We start from the raw sequence: 17,699 nt of genomic DNA, 5'->3' as shown, positions 1-17,699 counted from the left end.
GGAATCATTATGATAATGAAGAAAATGCTATTATCTGTACTGTTTATTTCGACTCTTATTATAGCTGGGTGTGGGACGAAATATAATGGGAACGATTCAAGCGGAAACAGTGTTGAACCAATAAATGTAGTGCTGGATGTTAAAGAAAAAGCGAAGGTAAATGAAAATATTCCTTTAAGTGCTACAGTAACACAGGGCAAGGAAAAAGTATCTGATGCAGCCAAAGTTGAATATGAAGTTTGGGAAGAAGGCGCTAAAGATTCTAGTAAAATGATTAAAGCAACGAATGAGAAAAATGGTAAGTATACAGGAAAAGTTGCTTTTGACCATGATGGCGTTTATACGATACAAGTTCATGTAACGGCAAGAGACATGCACATGATGCCAAAAAAATCAGTAGTGGTAGGGAATCCCGATCTATCCAAAGTGAAATCAACTGAGGAAGGGAATCATCATCATTAAGAAGAAGCAGGAAACCATTAATGTAAGGTTCATGTAGAAAATAAAAAAAGGTTACATGAACATCAAGTTTTTGATTAAGGGAAACTAATAGTTACGTTATAAGTTGTTCATGTTATACTGCATGGACAACTTTTTTTGCGATAAATGGGTATTTAGGAGTATAGTGAAATTGATAACATAGATTAGATAGATTATAATTTAGGAGTGATATATATGAAGCTAACGGTCATCGGTCCTTGGGGAGGTTACCCAAAAGTAAATGGTGCCAGTGCAGGATATTTGCTTGAGCATGAAGGATTTTCCCTTTTAGTCGATTGCGGCAGTGCAGTATTATCTAAACTTCAACAATACATAAATCCGGAACAGTTAGATGCAGTGATTGTTTCACATTATCATCCAGACCATATCGCTGATATTGGTGTACTTCAGCATGCATTAATTATCGGGAAATATATGGACAAGAACATAAAAACGCTGCCAATATACGGACATAATGAAGATGAGCATGGGTTCCAGTCATTATTTTTTGATGATGTTACAAAAGGTGTGCCTTATGAGGAAAATGAAGAAGTATCCATTGGCCCATTTAAGGTCACCTTTTTAAGAACAAAACACCCTGTATCCTGTTTTGCTATGAGGATTGAAGCAGGAGACGCTATTTTCGTTTTCACAGCAGATTCATCCTATTTAGAAACCTTTGCTTCATTCGCTGCTAATGCGGACATCCTTCTATGTGAAAGTAATTTTTATGGAGATATGGATGGTTCAGCAGCAGGACATATGACAAGTTATGAAGCGGGAGAAATCGCAAGAGCTGCTCAAGTAAAAAATTTAATCCTTACCCATTTACCACAATATGGTGACTTGAATCAATTGAAGAGTGAAGCAGCTGAAAAGTTTTCAGGTACTATTTTCATTGCAGAAGAAGGTCTAGTTATAGATTTGTTGTAGAATTTTATTATTTTTGATTCAGGAGGGAAATTCAGATGTTGTTTATTGATAATAACGGGATTACTGATCCACAAATTAATTTAGCGATAGAAGAGTATGCATTGAATCATTTAGATATTAACGAAACGTATTTATTATTTTATATTAATCAGCCTTCAATTATTATTGGAAGAAACCAAAATACAATTGAAGAAATTAATACAGAATACGTAGATAAAAATAATATTATTGTCGTACGCCGCTTATCTGGTGGTGGAGCGGTTTATCATGACTTAGGAAATCTTAATTTCAGCTTTATCACGAAAGACGATGGGGAAAGCTTCCACAATTTTTTGAAGTTTACGGAACCAGTTATTGAAGCATTGCAAAAACTTGGAGTAAATGCTGAATTAAGCGGCAGAAATGACATTCAAGTAGGTGGTCGAAAAATATCCGGAAATGCTCAATTTTCCACAAAAGGTAGAATGTTCAGCCACGGAACACTAATGTTAGATTCTGAAATTGAAAATGTTGTTTCAGCATTAAAAGTAAAAAAAGATAAAATTGAATCAAAAGGCATTAAATCTATTCGTAGCCGTGTAGCGAATATCTCCGAATTTTTAGAAGAAAAATTAACAATGGAAGAATTCCGTCAATTAATCTTAAAACATATTTTTGGCGGCAGTGAAAATATTCAAGAATACAAACTAACTGACGATGACTGGGCAAAAATTCATAAGATTTCTGAAGAACGTTATCAAAATTGGGAATGGAATTATGGGAAATCACCAAAATTCAATTTACAGCATACACATCGTTTTCCAGTTGGCGGTATTGACGTACGCTTAGAAGTGAACAAAGGAATAATCGAAAATTGTAAAATCTACGGTGATTTCTTTGGTGTCGGAAACGTAAGTGATATTGAGGAAAAGTTGACTGGCGTGCGCTATGATCGGTCTGAAATAGAAAAAGCACTTACCGATATTGAAGTGAAACATTATTTTGGTAATATTACAAAAGAAGAATTAATTGATTTGATTTATTAATGTTGTATCGAATAATAAGTCCGAAGTAATCGCTTCGGGCTTTTTTTGAAAAATAGGTAGTAATGGTATATTTCTGAGATGACAATATTTTAATTTTTCAATAATACTTGAATGCCTAATATTCTTTCTATATAATAAATTTAGAAAATTATTATGAATGATTATTCATTCAGAAAGGGGAGGGAATATGAATTTATCTTCACATTTGAAACATACAGCTAAGGAGAATGCAGAAAAAACGGCTTATTTTTTTATGGATCAGCCTGTGTCATATGCTGAATTTGATGGAGCTGTAACAAAATTTGCAAGTGGGTTGGCGCAATTAGGGGTACAAAAAGGTGATCATATTGCTTTATTATTAGGTAATTCTCCACATTTTGTTATTGCGCTATACGGCGCGATGCGTTTAGGAGCCACTGTCATACCGATTAATCCGATTTACACACCGGATGAAATTGGCTACATAGTAACTAATGGTGATGTGAAAGCTATTGTTGCATTGGATTTACTCGTTCCATTGGCAGAGAAAATGGGTTCCTTGCTTCCAAAGGTGGAAAATTATATTATTTGTGAGTCAGATCCTACGAAGAAAATGGAGTTTCCAGCGAACACTAAAATGAAATCGTTTTCAAGTGTTGTTTCCTCAGGAAGAATCGAATTTGAAGGACCTGAACTTTTAGAAGATGATGTTGCAGTCATCTTATATACCTCCGGAACAACTGGCCGCCCAAAAGGGGCAATGTTAACACATAAAAATCTTTATTCCAATGCGAAAGATATTGGCGATTATTTAAAAATGAATAGTGATGATACGGTAATTACAACCTTACCTATGTTTCACGTTTTTAGCTTAAGTGTTGTCGTGAATGCCCCACTTATTAGTGGTTCAACCATCATCATTGTGCCTAAATTTAGTCCAAAAGATATTTTTAGATTAATAAAAAAATATCAGGCAACCGTTTTTGCCGGTGTGCCGACAATGTACAATTTTTTATATCAATATCCGGAGGGGAACCCTAGTGATTTCTCCTCCCTGCGTCTTTGCATATCCGGAGGTTCTTCACTACCCGTTGCGTTGCTGAAAAACTTTGAAAAGAAATTTAATGTGTTTGTATCGGAAGGTTATGGATTGTCTGAAGCATCACCGGTTACATGCTTTAATCCACTAGATCGTCCCCGGAAAGCAGGGTCAATTGGAACAAACATTATTCATGTGGAAAATAAAGTTGTGAATGAATTAGGGGAAGAACTACCTCCGGGACAAGTTGGTGAGTTGGTTGTCCGTGGACCAAATGTCATGAAAGGCTATTACAACATGCCTGAAGAGACAGCTGTTACGATTCGTGATGGTTGGCTTTACACAGGTGATTTAGCGAAAATGGATGAAGAAGGATATTTTTACATTGTCGATCGCAAAAAGGATATGGTTATTGTCGGCGGATTTAATGTGTATCCAAGGGAAGTAGAGGAGGTCCTCTATGAACATCCAGATGTAGTTGAAGCAGCTGTCATTGGCGTCCCGGATCCTGAACAAGGAGAAGTTGTTAAATGTTTTGTCGTACGTAAAAACGACGCATTAACAGAAGCAGTTCTCATGGAATACTGTAAACAGCATCTAGCCAAATATAAACTGCCTCATTCGATTGAATTTATCGAAGAACTACCGAAAAATACAACAGGGAAAATTTTAAGAAGAGCGTTGAAGGATCAATTATTACAAAAATAAAAATGTAGATTGCAAAAAATACAGATGAAAATCTGTATTTTTTCACATTCATATATCGGAAAATTATAAAATGGAAAGGGTTTTCATAAGCTTTGTTGAAATAATAATGTAGTAGATACGAGGAGGGGTACGATGGAGAATATTTTATTTAAGGTTAAAAACTATATTGGATATGTTACACTGAACCGTGAAAAGGCAATGAATGCGTTTAATTACGATACACTTTGTGAGCTTGCAAGTGTTGTAGAATCAATTAGAACGAATTCGGAAGTTCGTGCGGTCATTTTTATAGGGGCAGGTGAAAAGGCTTTTAGTGTTGGAGCGGATTTAAAAGAAAGAAAAACTTTATCCGATTATGAGGTCCGAAGAAATGTTTTCAAAATCGGAGAAGTTTTCGAATCGATTGCAAATCTGCCGCAACCAACCATTGCCGCTATGAACGGTTATGCATTTGGTGGCGGGATGGAACTTGCTTTATCCTGTGACTTTAGGATTGCTGTTTCCGATGCAGTAATGGGCCTTACAGAAACTAGTTTAGCAATAATTCCTGGAGCCGGTGGAACACAGAGATTGCCTCGGTTGATTGGTGAAGCAAAGGCGATGGAATTAATTTTAACTGCGAAAAGAATGACAGCCGATGAAGCGTATCAATACGGTGTAGTGACAAAGGTGGTCGAACGAGCTCGTTTCTTTGACGAAGTAAATGAGTTTGTAGGTAGAATTCAAGCAAATGGACCGATCGCTATTCAACAAGCTAAATTTGCAATAAAAAATGGAATGAATGTCGATTTACATACCGGTTTAGAGATTGAGAGAAAAGCCTATGAAATGACGATTCCTACAGAGGACCGGGTCGAAGCTCTTCATGCATTTGCAGAAAAAAGAAAGCCTAATTTTAAGGGGAAATAAATAGTTCTCGCGGGTAGAATCATTAATAACACTATCTCCAAATCCCTTGTAGCCGAATAAACTTGGTAGTAATACTTATTTATCGGGGTGAAGGGGATGGAACGAAGGATTATTCGTTATTGTGCAATCGGGGATTCTTTAACTGTTGGAATTGGTTCAGACATATTTTCAAAAGGCTTTATTACGAGATATATGTATTTAACTCATCAGGCATTACACGCACGCGTACATCCGGCCGTTTTTGGAAAAACAGGAGCAACGACTGGTGATATTTTAAAGAGTTTGAATCATCCATTTCTATATAAAGGTATGAAAGCAGCAGATATTATCACTATTACAGCTGGCGGAAATGATTTAATCGATGCCGCGAAAAAATTTTTACAAGATAAAAAGGAAAAAGACTTTTTCATTGCATTAGAACAGGGGAAGCGAAACTTAGACAATATCATCATGCGAATCACTGAATTAAAACAATATGATCAACGATATATCATTCGCATGATGAATCTGTATAATCCTTTTCCCGAAATAAATGGTGTTGACAAGTGGGTTGAAGCATATAATCAAAACATAGAACGACTTACAAAATCACCACTTATCAAAGTTGCGGATATACATCAGCTTTTTATTGGCAGAGAGAAGAAAGTATTATCCTCAGACCATATTCACCCGAACCATCACGGTTATTGTATGATTGCTGACGCCCTTGCAAAACTTGGCTATGATTCACTATAAAAACATTGATTCGGTTATCACTGAAAAGAGATAACCGATATTTTATTTTAGGATTAGGCCCTTTTCTAAAGGATTCAAAAAACTAAATAATATTGGAAACGCAGAGTGGATTGGAGCGGAAGGAGCTTGACTCCTACGGGACATAGAGGAAAGGTCGAGACCCCACAGGCGCAGGTGCGCCGAGGAGGCTCGACTTCCTCCCCGTGGAAAGCAAGCTCCTGCAGCGGAAAGGAACGGACAATTTCAAAACAACAAACTTCATGAAAACAGCCTAGGTTAAAATAAACAATGGTAAAAATGGGCATATTTCTACTATGACAAAAGTTTCCGTTCTAAAATTTTCTTATGTTACTTACATTTATAAAGAGGGACAAGGAGGGGAGAAATTTTGTTAAGAAAATGGACATTTCGTGCAGTCATCGCCTATTTGCTATTTGGAATAGCCATATATGTTTATCTATTTTATTTAGCGGGTGCTTCTGTTCCTGACCATCTAAAAGGGACAAGTGTTGATCCTGCAACATTCTTAAATAGCAGGGAAATTATGCTTAGCGAGGAATATTCCAAAATCAGAAACCTACTATTTTTCATTTCTACACCTTATGAGTGGCTGTTTTACTTTTTAATCCTTATTTTTGGAATATCAAAAGGGTTTGAAAGATGGGCGAAAAGTACATCGAGGTTTCACATTGTACAGTCTGCTATCTACCTATTTTTGTTATCTGTCATTTCATTTATCGTCACTTTTCCGTTAAGTTATATTTCGTACCGCTTTTCAAAGACTTATAATATTTCAACTCAAACCTTTTCATTATGGATGAAAGATGAAGTGATTGATTTTTGGGTGAATTTTATTGAAATGTTTATAATCGTATCGGTGCTATATTGGCTGATGAAACGTTTTAAAAGAAGATGGTGGGTTCCAGCTTGGCTCCTATCGATTCCATTTATGATTTTCATGATGTTTATTCAGCCCGTTGTTATAGATCCATTATATAATGACTTTTACCCTTTAAAAAATAAAGACTTAGAAACGAAAATTTTAGCATTAGCCGAAAAAGCAAATATTCCTGCTGAACATGTGTATGAAGTAAATATGTCAGAAAAAACAAACTCATTAAATGCCTATGTGACGGGAATTGGTTCCAATGCAAGAATAGTTTTATGGGATACGACATTGGAACAGCTGAATGAGGATGAAATTCTTTTTATCATGGCACATGAAATGGGACACTATGTAGAAAAACATATTTACTTTGGCATTGCAGGCTACATTATCCTTACTGGAATCGGCCTATGGATAACCGCATGGGTGATGAATAGACTAGTTCGGAAAAAAGGAACAGAGTTGAAAGTTACAGCTGTTTCCAGTTTAAGTTCACTCCCATTATTTTTATTAATTACTTCCGTTTTACTTTTTGCTGCGAGTCCGATTACGAATTGGGTATCGCGTTATGAGGAAATGCGGGCAGATCGCTATGGAATGAAAATGACCGATGATAAAAAAGCGGCTGTTCAAACATTCCATGACTTAACGAAATCCGGACTTAGCCAAGTAAATCCACCATATCTGGTGAAAATTTTCCGCTACGATCATCCGACGATGCTGGAACGGATAAGGATGGTTGAAGATTTTAAGGAAAAGAACAAACGTTAAAAACACAAGCCCTCTAATAATCATTAGAGGGCTCTAATCATGAACCGAATTGTTTTTCCAGTTCCTTTAATTCATCTGTTAATAATAAAAATGCTCGTTTGTCTTTGCAGTCTAGAGCAAGATCAATTTTTTTTACTATTACTTCTTTCCTCCGAGTTAACAGCAATTCATTTAAAATCATTTCTGCATAAATTTCTGCCATAAATTTTTCATTTTTTATTTGTGTCATCGCATACGCATTAACCATCTCTGTGTAGGATTCTTTTTTCTCCATCGATGATCACCTCTAACCTTTTTTTTAGTGTAAAGGTATTTACACTAAAAGTCAATTGAATACTTTGAATATTCCGATAGATACTTTTGGAAATACTTTAGTTATTTATAAATAAATAGTGCCAAAATTGTAAATTTACATTATAATATGTATATATTTAACTATTTTTGTTGAAAAGGGGAGAAAAAAGTGTCAGAAAAAATAATTGAAGAATTTGAGATTTCACCATTTACTATGGCAATTTTGCCGATCACGTATGGATCAAAAATTTATTCGGAAATAATAGAAGTTGAAAATCGGTGCATATCACCATTTAAACCACTAGAAATCGTGAAAAATAGTTGTGAGTATTATGGGGCTTCCTATGAAGGTAGGAAAAATGGGACAAGACGCCTTATTGGAATTACGCATAAAGCACCTATTATGGTTGATCCTTACTCGTCTATTTACTTGTTTCCAACCACATCTCCTATGAATCCGGATTGTATATGGTTTTCACTTAATCATATTCTTCACCACGAACGATCATCATCTAATAACACCTTAGTTACTCTTCGTAATAAACAGACGTTAGAAATTCCAATCTCCTTCAGTTCATTCACCAACCAATTGCGAAGGGCTTCGCAGCTGCAAATAAAATATTATCAACATATAGAAACTATGGATAATAAATATAAACGTACCGGCTTTTATTTAAACATGGAAGCTTCAGAGCGAAGAAGGGAATATGATTACAAAAGATTTTTAGAGGAATAGAAGCCTAGTTGATGAAGAAAAAGCAATCTAACTCTAATGATTGCTTTTTTCTTCATTAGGCTTTCATTATATTTAAATCGTTTTGAAATCTTTGAAAAAGATAGTATTTCATTAATTCCTCTGATCGATTTCGCAGTCTTGGATTAAAATAATTGTGCTCTTCCTCATAACCTTTATAAAGAAACATATACATTGTAAAGGCATCATCCGATTTTATTTTTTCTACTTTAATTTGCTGCTGTTTCATATAACGCTTCACACTGGCTAATTCTTTTTGGATACATTTCATTGTTTCCTCAATCCATTCAATATATGGATTTTTAAGTTTGAATGGGCTACTATTAATAATTTCCAAATCGCGATTTAATACAATCAATATCATCGGTAGATAAATGGCCTTCTCAATAATATTTCGGTCATTTTCAGGTATTTTTGTCATTGGATAGTCCTCCTTTTTAAAAGAACATGTGTTCGTATATATTTTACGCGTGATGATCAAAAATTTCAAGTTAATTATGACGGGTAGTTTCTCCATAAAAATGCAGATTATCGACACGATTATCAAAAAATTGAAAAATAAATGCAGGTATAATGTTTTGGGTGGCGAAATAAATAGGTAGGGTATGTATTAATATATTAAATTCGATTGAATACGTGGAAGGTGATTTGAATGGCAAAAAGCGGTATCCAAGCTGAAGATTTATACGAGTTGAAATCAATAGTAGATCCACAATTTTCTCCAAATGGGAAGGAAGTTGTATTCGTACAAACACATATCGAAAAAGAGAAAAAGGATTACGTATCAAATTTATTTTATTTGAATTTACATGATAAACAGGCAAAACAATGGACATTCGGTAACCATCGCACACATTCTCCACGCTGGTCCCCAAATGGAAATGAGCTTGCATTTGTATCGACAAGGGAAGGGGAATCACAAATTTTTGTTCTTTCAAAATTTGGAGGAGAAGCGAAGCAAATCACATTTAGCAAAAATGGAGCAAGAAACCCTGTGTGGTCTCCATGCGGCAAGAAAATTGCCTTTTCAGTTGTCATTGGAAAAGAGGAAACGATCAATGATCAAGCAAAAGAAGAAAAGGCGGAAGATAAAGAATTAAAGCCGTTAGAAGTCGAAAAGATGAAATATAAGTCTGACTCAAGTGGTTTTTTGGACCTTACACAATTTTCACATATTGGAATGGCGAATCTTGAAACAGGAGAAATTGAACAGCTAACAAGTGGTGATTACCATCATTCACTTGATTCGTGGTCCCCGGATGGAAAATATGTAACCTATCTTGCCGATTTTTCTGATGATAGTGATGAATCGTTTATTTCAGATGTCTATTTATTTAACCTAGAAACAAAAGAGTCGATTCCGGTGACGAAAGGAACGGGGAGTTTTTGGCAAACATCTTGGTCGCCTAATAGTCGTTATTTATCATTCCAAGGCAATGAGCAGGAATTTAAAAATGCTACTCATAGTAAAGTTTGGATATATGATTTACAGACGAAAGAACTTAATTGTTTCACAAGCGAAATTGATGCACCGGTAGGGGATTATGCTGTTGGCGATTTTCAGCAGGGAGCGGTTTTGCCAGGTGTGCAGTGGGCAGAAGATAATGAAAGCTTTTATTTCGTCATTTCAGACCATGGAAACACGATTGTCTATTATGGAAATATATCGGGAGAAATTTATCCAGCATTGCATGACAAGCAACATGTTTATGGGTTTTCATTAAATCCAAAAGATCATACAGCAGTAGTTGCGATTAGTACAGCAACAGAACCCGGTGAGTTATATTTCGTTAATTTACAAAACGGTCAAAAAGAACAACTAACATTTGTAAATCAGGAATTTCTGCAAACGCGAGTGCTTTCAGATGTTGAACCAATTGAATTCGAAAGTGAAAATGGATGGAACGTACATGGTTGGCTCATGAAACCAGTTGGATTCGAAGAAGGGAAACAATATCCTTTAATTCTAGAAATCCATGGTGGGCCACATGCGATGTATGCAAACACCTATTTTAATGAATTTCAAATTCTAGCTGCACAAGGATATGCTGTCCTCTATATAAATCCACGGGGCAGTCATGGCTACGGACAAAAGTATGTTGATGCAGTTCGTGGCGATTATGGTGGTAATGATTATAAGGATTTAATGAATGCAGTAGATTATGTTCTTGATCAATATGATTTTATTGATAAAGATCGTCTTGGTGTTACGGGAGGAAGCTATGGCGGGTTTATGACAAACTGGATCGTCGGACATACGAATCGATTTAAAGCAGCTGTCACACAACGATCGATCTCCAATTGGATTAGTTTTTACGGTGTAAGTGACATCGGCTATTATTTCTCGGAGTGGCAAATTATTGCAGATTTAAATGATATTGAAAAACTCTGGAAGCATTCACCACTCGCCTATGCGAAGGATATTGAAACACCCCTGTTAATTATCCATAGTGAGAAAGACTATCGTTGTCCAATTGAACAAGCAGAACAATTATTTATAGCTCTTAAACGTCAGCAAAAACAAACAAAATTTATTCGTTTTCCTGAATCCAATCATGAACTATCAAGAAGTGGGAAACCTGACTTAAGAATAAAACGGTTAAATTATATTAAAGATTGGTTCTTACAATATGTATAATAATAGCTCTTTTCTAAAGATTATTGTTATAAATACTAAATAATTTTGTAAACACAGAGTGGATTGGAGCGGAAGGTACGAGACTCCTGCGGGATCAGCTGGACAGATGAGACCCCGCGGGGAGCGAAGCGATGAGGAGTTAGAAAAGTAGAGGCGGCTTGTTTATCGACGTACAAACTGGAGGGCAGCGACTGAGATAAAGGAATCACGATGAACCCAAAGGGTGAATCGATGATGACTTATCGTAGGGAGGTGACCGGAAGTTTGCTAGTCGATAGCCGCCGGAACTAGACAGGCTCATCGCAGAACCGCGAAAAAGCGAGTACCTGTAGCGGAAAGGAACGGTTCCTTGTTTATTCCCAAAACAATAAGGAGGAATTGTACTATTTTCCTCGTAAACTTTTTGCCAACAGCCCCATTGCGGGTTGTTTTTTTTGAAAAATACCTATTTTGGAATTATAATCCTTTCCTATTGTGTGCTATACTTAAGAAAAAATTTCTACTAGATAGTAAATTACAGTAAAATTTCTAGAAAAGTGCCTGATAGAATAGGGGAAACAAAATGGATTTTCACTCACTTAAAGAATGGTTCACCATTGAAAATATGATGAATTTAATTGAGCAATATCGTTCATTTGGACCTTTACCAGGGATCTTATTAATAGTAATTGAAGCATTTTTACCTTTTTTGCCGTTGTTTTTAATTGTATTGGCAAATGCGAATGCATTTGGACTATGGTTAGGCTTTTTAATATCTTGGGCAGGGGCCAGTGCAGGAGCAATCCTTGTTTTCTTAGTTATTCGTAGATTTGGAAAGAGTAGAATATTATCTTTTTTACATAGAAATCGTCAAGTTAAAAAAATTACACACTGGGTAGAGCAACATGGATTTGGCCCTATTTTTCTGCTTCTTTGCTTTCCTTTTACCCCTTCAGCAGTTGTCAATATTGTTGCAGGTCTATCAAAAATCAATACATTTCAATATATTTTAGCTGTTGTAACTGGAAAAATGGTAATGATTTTTATTATCAGCTTCGTCGGACATGATGTCGTTTCATTAATATATAAACCGTTAAAAACGGTTTCTGTTCTTCTTATCATCGTCATTCTATGGTTTATTGGCAAAAGAATTGAAGTAAGATTGGCTAAGAGACTGAAAAAGGAGCAGGGAAGAGGATAAAAATGAAACTTTCTCAGGTAGCACAAAGTGGTAGAAAGTGAAATTACTTTTTATAATATAGTTGTAGAGGATTTTAAAATGGAGGAACGAAGATGAACAATCATGATATTGATTACAAAATTTATGGCGATGATATGCAATTTGTTGAAGTGGAACTCGATCCAGAAGAGACTGTAGTTGCTGAAGCTGGCAGCTTGATGATGATGGAAGATGATATTCGAATGGAAACGATTTTTGGAGACGGTGCATCCGGCGGTGGAGGCTTCATGGGGAAAATTTTTAGTGCGGGAAAAAGGATGCTAACTGGTGAAAGCTTATTTATGACCACTTTCACTAATGAAGGAATTGGGAAAAAACATGTTTCCTTCGCTTCTCCGTATCCCGGGAAAATTATACCAATGGACTTAAGTGAGTTGGATGGGAAAATTATTTGTCAAAAAGATGCCTTTTTAGCGGCTGCAAAAGGTGTTTCTGTCGGAGTTGAATTTCAACGTAAAATCGGAACAGGATTTTTCGGCGGTGAAGGTTTTATCATGCAAAAGCTTGAAGGTGATGGCCTTGCATTTGTACATGCCGGGGGAACGATACATAGAAAAGATCTTTCGGCTGGTGAGACATTACGAGTAGATACAGGATGTTTAGTTGCAATGACAAAAGATGTTGACTATAGCATTGAATTTGTAAAAGGTGTTAAAACAGCATTATTCGGTGGAGAGGGATTGTTTTTTGCTACACTTAGAGGTCCGGGATCCGTTTGGATTCAGTCTCTTCCATTTAGCAGACTTGCAAGCAGAGTATTTGCTGCAATGCCAGCTGCTGGCGGATCAAAGGATGAAGGCAGTATTGCAAAAGGATTATTTAATTTATTTGATGGGGATTGATATAAGTGTGGGCTGTCACAAAGGGGTGACGGCTCTTTTTTTGCAGTTTATCTTAACAAGTCGGTTTTGCATTGTTTATTCCGTTATTCCGGAAAATTCCGTCTTTCGGGAAATATTCTCTTCGATTTCCGGTATTGCGGAAAAATAGTTTAATAGGTGTAAACAATATGGCATAACAAATCTTTAAAATATAGATATTCAGTGAACTATTTAAAAATTTTTTCTTTTGGCACAAATATTGCATCTTTAAAGAAGAGACTACTATTTTTTAGGAGGGATTAGATTAAAAAGGGGTTTGAAAGCGTTTACCAATAATAAAAAATAAAGGGGATAGGTATGGAAATTATTATTATTCTTTTAGCGCTCGGGATGTTAATGTTTGTGGCTTACCGTGGTTTTTCAGTTATTTTATTTGCGCCAATTTGTGCGTTGTTTGCAGTTTTACTAACCGATCCTAGTCACGTTTTGCCGTTCTTTTCAAATGTATTTATGGAGAAGATGGTTGGTTTTATTAAATCTTATTTTCCTGTCTTTTTACTCGGAGCTATTTTTGGAAAAGTGGTAGAAATGTCTGGTTTAGCTGAATCCATCGCGAAGACGATTGTAAAAATTGTTGGTGCAAAAAGAGCTATTTTTGCAATTGTTTTGTTAGGGGCTATCTTAACATATAGCGGGGTAAGTTTATTTGTCGCTGTATTCGCGATTTATCCATTCGCTGCCCATTTATTCCGTGAAGCAAATATACCAAAACGTTTAATTCCGGGAACAATCGCATTAGGTTCATTCGCATTTACAATGGACGCCCTGCCTGGAACACCGCAAATTCAAAACGTTATACCGACAACATTTTTTAAAACGGATATTTATGCAGCCCCAATTCTAGGGATTGTTGGAACAATTTTTGTATTAGCTGTTGGTCTTTGGTATTTAGAATCTAGAAGAAAAAAGGCCGCAAGAGCTGGTGAAGGGTATTTTGGGGTAAATAATGAGGAAATAGCGGCCGCAAATGAGGCTGCTGCAAATATTAAAGCCGAAGCGGGTCCAGACCTAAGTTCGCAAACTTCATTGAGTCGTCAAATACTTGCCTTTGTTCCATTAGTTTTAGTAGGTGTCATGAATAAAGTTTTTACTGTCTTTATTCCAAAATGGTACCCTAACGGATTTGATTTTTCAGCTATCGGTTTAGATGCCTTCGGAAAAGTAGACGTTTCGGCGGTCGTAGCCATTTGGGCTGTGGAAATGGCTTTAGTCGTGGGGATAGTTGCAACGATCCTTTATGACTGGAACCGTGTGAAGGTTAATTTTAAATCAGGTCTTAATACGAGTATTGGCGGTGCTCTGTTAGCGACAATGAATACAGGAGCAGAGTATGGTTTTGGCGGGATCATTGCTGCATTGCCAGGCTTTACAGCAATTAGTAATGGAATCTCACATACGTTTACCAATCCATTAGTTAATGGTGCAGTTACGACAACTTCTTTAGCTGGAATTACAGGATCGGCATCAGGAGGTATGGGAATTGCTTTAAGTGCCATGGCCGATAAATATAATGCGGCTATTGCACAATTTAATATTCCACCTGAGGTTATGCACCGTGTTATTTCAATGGCATCAGGTGGAATGGACACACTTCCGCATAACGGAGCGGTAATTACCTTACTTGCTGTTACGGGATTAACACATAAACAATCCTATCGGGATATCTTTGCCATCACGATTATAAAAACACTAGCTGTATTCTTTGTTATAGCTCTTTACACTCTAACAGGACTTGTCTAGAAAGTTAGCCAATGAATCTTTTTATGAAAGATTCATTGGAATCTTATAAAGAAAGATTCATTGGTCATTATTATTACCGTAAGAAAATACAGCATGGGGAGGAACAGTAAAATGAATAAAACATTAGATGGAAAAGTTGCCTTTATTACAGGAGCAGCGAGTGGAATTGGATTGGAAATTGCCAAAGCCTTTGCAGTTGAAGGAGCAAAGGTTGTAATTTCTGATATTAATCAAGAGAAGAGTGAAGATGCGATAAAATTTTTTCAACAAAAAGGCTATGAAGCTACTGCTCTTTCATGTGATGTAACAAATGAGCAGGAATTTAAAACAGCCATTCACAAAACAGTACAATCATTTGGAAGGCTTGATATTTTAGTCAATAATGCGGGCCTACAGCATGTATCACCGATTGAAGAATTCCCAACTGAAAAATTTGAATTGCTTATAAAAATTATGTTAACTGCTCCGTTTATCGGAATTAAGCATGTATTTCCGATAATGAAAAAACAAGGATTTGGAAGAATCATCAATATGTCCTCCATTAATGGGTTAATCGGCTTTGCGGGAAAAGCTGCATATAATAGTGCGAAACACGGAGTGATTGGATTAACAAAAGTAGCGGCGTTAGAAGGTGCAGAACATGGGATTACTGTTAATTCACTATGTCCTGGATATGTTGACACTCCATTAGTTCAAAATCAATTAAAAGACCTCGCCAAAACTAGGAATGTACCTTTCGAACGTGTCATCGAGGAAGTCATTTACCCACTTGTCCCCCAAAAGAGACTTCTAGATGTGTCTGAAATAGCTGACTATGCTGTCTTTCTTGGAAGTGATAAGGCGAGAGGAGTTACAGGGCAAGCAATTGTCTTAGATGGAGGATATACCGTACAATAATATTTCTAATCTAATTGTTAGAAAATACCGTAAATTATTCCTCTTCTTTTGTTATAATAATTAGAACAGGCTTTGTTAAAGTACAGTGTTGATATTGACGTCATGTCGATTGGAGTGTAGGCTTATCTATCGTCAGTCCCGCGAAAAGCGAGTACCTGTAGCGGAAATCAACAATCCAGTATATTAGAATAAGAAAATTTTGAGGAGTAGTTTATAATGCAATTTGGATTTGATTATCTCCCATATAAATGGTTAGAAGAAATTATAAATCTAGCGGCCGAAAGAATTGTAGTAGTAGATTCGAAAGGCTTGATACGCTATATAAATTCCGGCTATTGTGAATTTTTGGGGATTAAAGCTGAGGAGGCAATCAACCAGCCAGTACAAAATATTATTGAAAATTCCCGAATGCATATTGTTGCAAAATCGGGACAAGCAGAATTGTCTGCGATACAGCCAATTAAAGGAGGAGAAATGATTGCCAACCGCTATCCTCTTTTTGTAGAAGGAGAATTGGTTGGTGCAGTAGGAACCGTTTTATTTCGAACACAACAAGAATGGTGGGACTACTCTAAAAAAATCCAACCCCTTTTAGAAGAGCTGAATTATTATAAAATTAATTATGAAAATGGACTGAAAAGTAAATATAAATTCTCGGATATCATCGGTATAAGTTCAAAGTTTATGTTAGCAAAGAAAATGGCTGAAAAAATATCGGTAAGCAATTCCGCGGTATTATTAACAGGTGAATCAGGTACCGGAAAAGAATTATTTGCTCATGCCATTCACCAAAATAGTTCTCGTGAGCAATTCCCTTTTGTTCGAATTAATTGTGCATCGATACCCGAGCATTTATTGGAATCCGAACTATTTGGCTATGAAGAGGGTGCTTTTACCGGGGCGAAAAAAGGCGGAAAAAGAGGGAAGTTCGAGCTTGCCAACTTTGGTACGATATTTTTAGATGAAATTGGTGATATGCCTTTATCGATGCAAAGTAAACTTTTGAGAGTTTTACAAGAAGGAGAAATTGAACGGGTGGGAGGCCAAAAACCGAAAGCCATTGATGTACGAATTATTGCAGCGACCCATCGAAATCTAGAGAAGATGATTGAAGAAGGTACATTTCGTCAAGATCTGTATTATCGGTTAAATGTGATTAAATTAGAAATCCCGCCCCTCCGCGAAAGAAAAGAAGATATACCCTACATAGCATCATTTCTGTTGAAAAAGCTAGAAAAAAAGTTTCATCGGCACGGAATAAACTTGACCAATCGAGTTATATCGAAACTGCAACAGCATAATTGGCCAGGAAATATCCGTGAACTAGAAAATGTATTAGAAAGAGCTGTTAATGTATTAGAGGGAAACACGATTGATCATGTTCATTTGCCTTTATATTTACGAGAAAATGATTATTTGGCATCTGAAAAACAGAAAGTGCATGTCGATCACCACAATCATTCGGAAAGCTTCCCAACACTGAAGGAAACTTTATCTTTAGTAGAAAAGCAGACAATTGTGAACGCCTTGCAATTGTGCGGTGGAAATAAACTGGAAGCTTCGAAGCTATTAGGTATAGGAAAAACTAGTTTATATGATAAATGTAAACAACATAACATTAAATAATCATACCCAAGGAGTAGTCCAACAATTGCCGGACTAACTCCTTTTTTTATCTAGAGGTTGTATTTGCAAACGCTATTAATCAGTATGAAGGTGATTAGGTAGTTGTATTTTACAAATATGAAAACGCAGAGTGGATTGGAGCGGAAAAGAACGGTCCTTTTACTGCCAGTTATTTCATCCATGAA

Annotated in this window: 16 protein-coding genes; 14 read left to right on the top strand and 2 right to left on the bottom strand. The window is 36.2% G+C overall.

All coding sequences use genetic code 11. The features are described from left to right. Positions 1–9: 9 nt before the first annotated feature. The 7 genes from I5776_RS14505 to I5776_RS14475 all read left to right on the top strand — a co-directional run bounded on the left by I5776_RS14505 (position 10) and on the right by I5776_RS14475 (position 7,465). A complete protein-coding gene (locus I5776_RS14505) occupies positions 10–462 on the top strand; it encodes a FixH family protein (protein ID WP_202777096.1) in 453 nt (150 codons plus the stop codon). A 213-nt stretch (positions 463–675) separates the two neighbouring features. Beyond that, positions 676–1,413 carry an MBL fold metallo-hydrolase gene (locus tag I5776_RS14500; protein ID WP_202777095.1) on the top strand — a complete coding sequence of 246 codons (738 nt, stop codon included), beginning with the start codon at positions 676–678 and terminating at the stop codon, positions 1,411–1,413. Positions 1,414–1,448: 35 nt separating this feature from the next. After that, positions 1,449–2,438, top strand: coding sequence for a lipoate--protein ligase (gene lplA / locus I5776_RS14495; protein ID WP_202777094.1), 990 nt, complete (start codon positions 1,449–1,451; stop codon positions 2,436–2,438). Positions 2,439–2,625: 187 nt separating this feature from the next. Continuing rightward, on the top strand, positions 2,626–4,164 hold the full coding sequence (locus I5776_RS14490) for a fatty acid--CoA ligase family protein (RefSeq protein WP_202777093.1): 1,539 nt from the start codon (positions 2,626–2,628) through the stop codon (positions 4,162–4,164). 132 nt (positions 4,165–4,296) lie between these two features. After that, the gene (locus I5776_RS14485) at positions 4,297–5,073 is read left to right on the top strand and encodes an enoyl-CoA hydratase-related protein (protein WP_202777092.1); all 777 of its coding nucleotides are present in this window, start codon (positions 4,297–4,299) and stop codon (positions 5,071–5,073) included. 96 nt (positions 5,074–5,169) lie between these two features. Continuing rightward, on the top strand, positions 5,170–5,808 hold the full coding sequence (locus I5776_RS14480; RefSeq protein ID WP_202777091.1) for a GDSL-type esterase/lipase family protein: 639 nt from the start codon (positions 5,170–5,172) through the stop codon (positions 5,806–5,808). A 388-nt stretch (positions 5,809–6,196) separates the two neighbouring features. After that, positions 6,197–7,465, top strand: coding sequence for a M48 family metallopeptidase (locus tag I5776_RS14475; RefSeq protein WP_202777090.1), 1,269 nt, complete (start codon positions 6,197–6,199; stop codon positions 7,463–7,465). A gap of 37 nt (positions 7,466–7,502) precedes the next feature. On the opposite strand, the gene I5776_RS14470 is transcribed toward I5776_RS14475, so the two are convergent. After that, a complete protein-coding gene (locus I5776_RS14470; protein WP_202777089.1) occupies positions 7,503–7,739 on the bottom strand; it encodes an IDEAL domain-containing protein in 237 nt (78 codons plus the stop codon). A 189-nt stretch (positions 7,740–7,928) separates the two neighbouring features. On the opposite strand from I5776_RS14470, the gene I5776_RS14465 reads away from it, so the two are divergent. Then, the gene (locus tag I5776_RS14465) at positions 7,929–8,495 is read left to right on the top strand and encodes a competence protein ComK (RefSeq protein WP_246483798.1); all 567 of its coding nucleotides are present in this window, start codon (positions 7,929–7,931) and stop codon (positions 8,493–8,495) included. A 55-nt stretch (positions 8,496–8,550) separates the two neighbouring features. Here the strand turns inward: I5776_RS14465 and I5776_RS14460 are convergent, their stop codons facing one another. Next, positions 8,551–8,934 (bottom strand): YhjD family protein, encoded by a 384-nt coding sequence (locus I5776_RS14460; RefSeq protein WP_202777088.1) that lies wholly within the window; start codon positions 8,932–8,934, stop codon positions 8,551–8,553. Between the two features lie 231 nt (positions 8,935–9,165). Between I5776_RS14460 and I5776_RS14455 the strand changes: the two genes are divergently transcribed. The 6 genes from I5776_RS14455 (at position 9,166) to I5776_RS14430 (ending at position 17,514) form a co-directional block, all read left to right on the top strand. Continuing rightward, entirely contained in the window at positions 9,166–11,151 is a 1,986-nt protein-coding gene (locus I5776_RS14455) for a S9 family peptidase (protein ID WP_202777087.1), read from the top strand. A 562-nt stretch (positions 11,152–11,713) separates the two neighbouring features. Continuing rightward, positions 11,714–12,331 (top strand): TVP38/TMEM64 family protein, encoded by a 618-nt coding sequence (locus I5776_RS14450; protein ID WP_202777086.1) that lies wholly within the window; start codon positions 11,714–11,716, stop codon positions 12,329–12,331. Positions 12,332–12,423: 92 nt separating this feature from the next. Next, positions 12,424–13,212 carry a TIGR00266 family protein gene (locus I5776_RS14445; RefSeq protein WP_202777085.1) on the top strand — a complete coding sequence of 263 codons (789 nt, stop codon included), beginning with the start codon at positions 12,424–12,426 and terminating at the stop codon, positions 13,210–13,212. Between the two features lie 336 nt (positions 13,213–13,548). Then, positions 13,549–14,991 (top strand): GntP family permease, encoded by a 1,443-nt coding sequence (locus I5776_RS14440; protein ID WP_202777084.1) that lies wholly within the window; start codon positions 13,549–13,551, stop codon positions 14,989–14,991. A gap of 111 nt (positions 14,992–15,102) precedes the next feature. Continuing rightward, a complete protein-coding gene (locus I5776_RS14435) occupies positions 15,103–15,888 on the top strand; it encodes a 3-hydroxybutyrate dehydrogenase (RefSeq protein WP_202777083.1) in 786 nt (261 codons plus the stop codon). A 216-nt stretch (positions 15,889–16,104) separates the two neighbouring features. Further along, positions 16,105–17,514, top strand: a complete 1,410-nt coding sequence (locus I5776_RS14430) for a sigma-54 interaction domain-containing protein (RefSeq protein WP_202777082.1) — start codon at positions 16,105–16,107, stop codon at positions 17,512–17,514. Positions 17,515–17,699 lie beyond the last annotated feature (185 nt).

The sequence above is a fragment of the Heyndrickxia vini genome, assembly GCF_016772275.1.
GTDB lineage: Bacteria > Bacillota > Bacilli > Bacillales > Bacillaceae_C > Heyndrickxia > Heyndrickxia vini.
The sequence above is the reverse complement of the archived record's forward strand: the minus strand, read 5'-3'. Positions and strand labels throughout refer to the sequence as shown.

What these genes read in the sequence shown, in the direction of transcription:
- I5776_RS14440 (WP_202777084.1), top strand. Translation starts at nt 13,549, where the DNA reads ATGGAAATTATTATTATTCTTTTAGCGCTCGGGATGTTAATGTTTGTG.
- lplA (WP_202777094.1), top strand. Translation starts at nt 1,449, where the DNA reads ATGTTGTTTATTGATAATAACGGGATTACTGATCCACAAATTAATTTA.
- I5776_RS14435 (WP_202777083.1), top strand. Translation starts at nt 15,103, where the DNA reads ATGAATAAAACATTAGATGGAAAAGTTGCCTTTATTACAGGAGCAGCG.
- I5776_RS14470 (WP_202777089.1), bottom strand. Translation starts at nt 7,739, where the DNA reads ATGGAGAAAAAAGAATCCTACACAGAGATGGTTAATGCGTATGCGATG.
- I5776_RS14505 (WP_202777096.1), top strand. Translation starts at nt 10, where the DNA reads ATGATAATGAAGAAAATGCTATTATCTGTACTGTTTATTTCGACTCTT.
- I5776_RS14455 (WP_202777087.1), top strand. Translation starts at nt 9,166, where the DNA reads ATGGCAAAAAGCGGTATCCAAGCTGAAGATTTATACGAGTTGAAATCA.
- I5776_RS14430 (WP_202777082.1), top strand. Translation starts at nt 16,105, where the DNA reads ATGCAATTTGGATTTGATTATCTCCCATATAAATGGTTAGAAGAAATT.
- I5776_RS14450 (WP_202777086.1), top strand. Translation starts at nt 11,714, where the DNA reads ATGGATTTTCACTCACTTAAAGAATGGTTCACCATTGAAAATATGATG.
- I5776_RS14445 (WP_202777085.1), top strand. Translation starts at nt 12,424, where the DNA reads ATGAACAATCATGATATTGATTACAAAATTTATGGCGATGATATGCAA.
- I5776_RS14460 (WP_202777088.1), bottom strand. Translation starts at nt 8,934, where the DNA reads ATGACAAAAATACCTGAAAATGACCGAAATATTATTGAGAAGGCCATT.
- I5776_RS14485 (WP_202777092.1), top strand. Translation starts at nt 4,297, where the DNA reads ATGGAGAATATTTTATTTAAGGTTAAAAACTATATTGGATATGTTACA.
- I5776_RS14480 (WP_202777091.1), top strand. Translation starts at nt 5,170, where the DNA reads ATGGAACGAAGGATTATTCGTTATTGTGCAATCGGGGATTCTTTAACT.
- I5776_RS14490 (WP_202777093.1), top strand. Translation starts at nt 2,626, where the DNA reads ATGAATTTATCTTCACATTTGAAACATACAGCTAAGGAGAATGCAGAA.
- I5776_RS14500 (WP_202777095.1), top strand. Translation starts at nt 676, where the DNA reads ATGAAGCTAACGGTCATCGGTCCTTGGGGAGGTTACCCAAAAGTAAAT.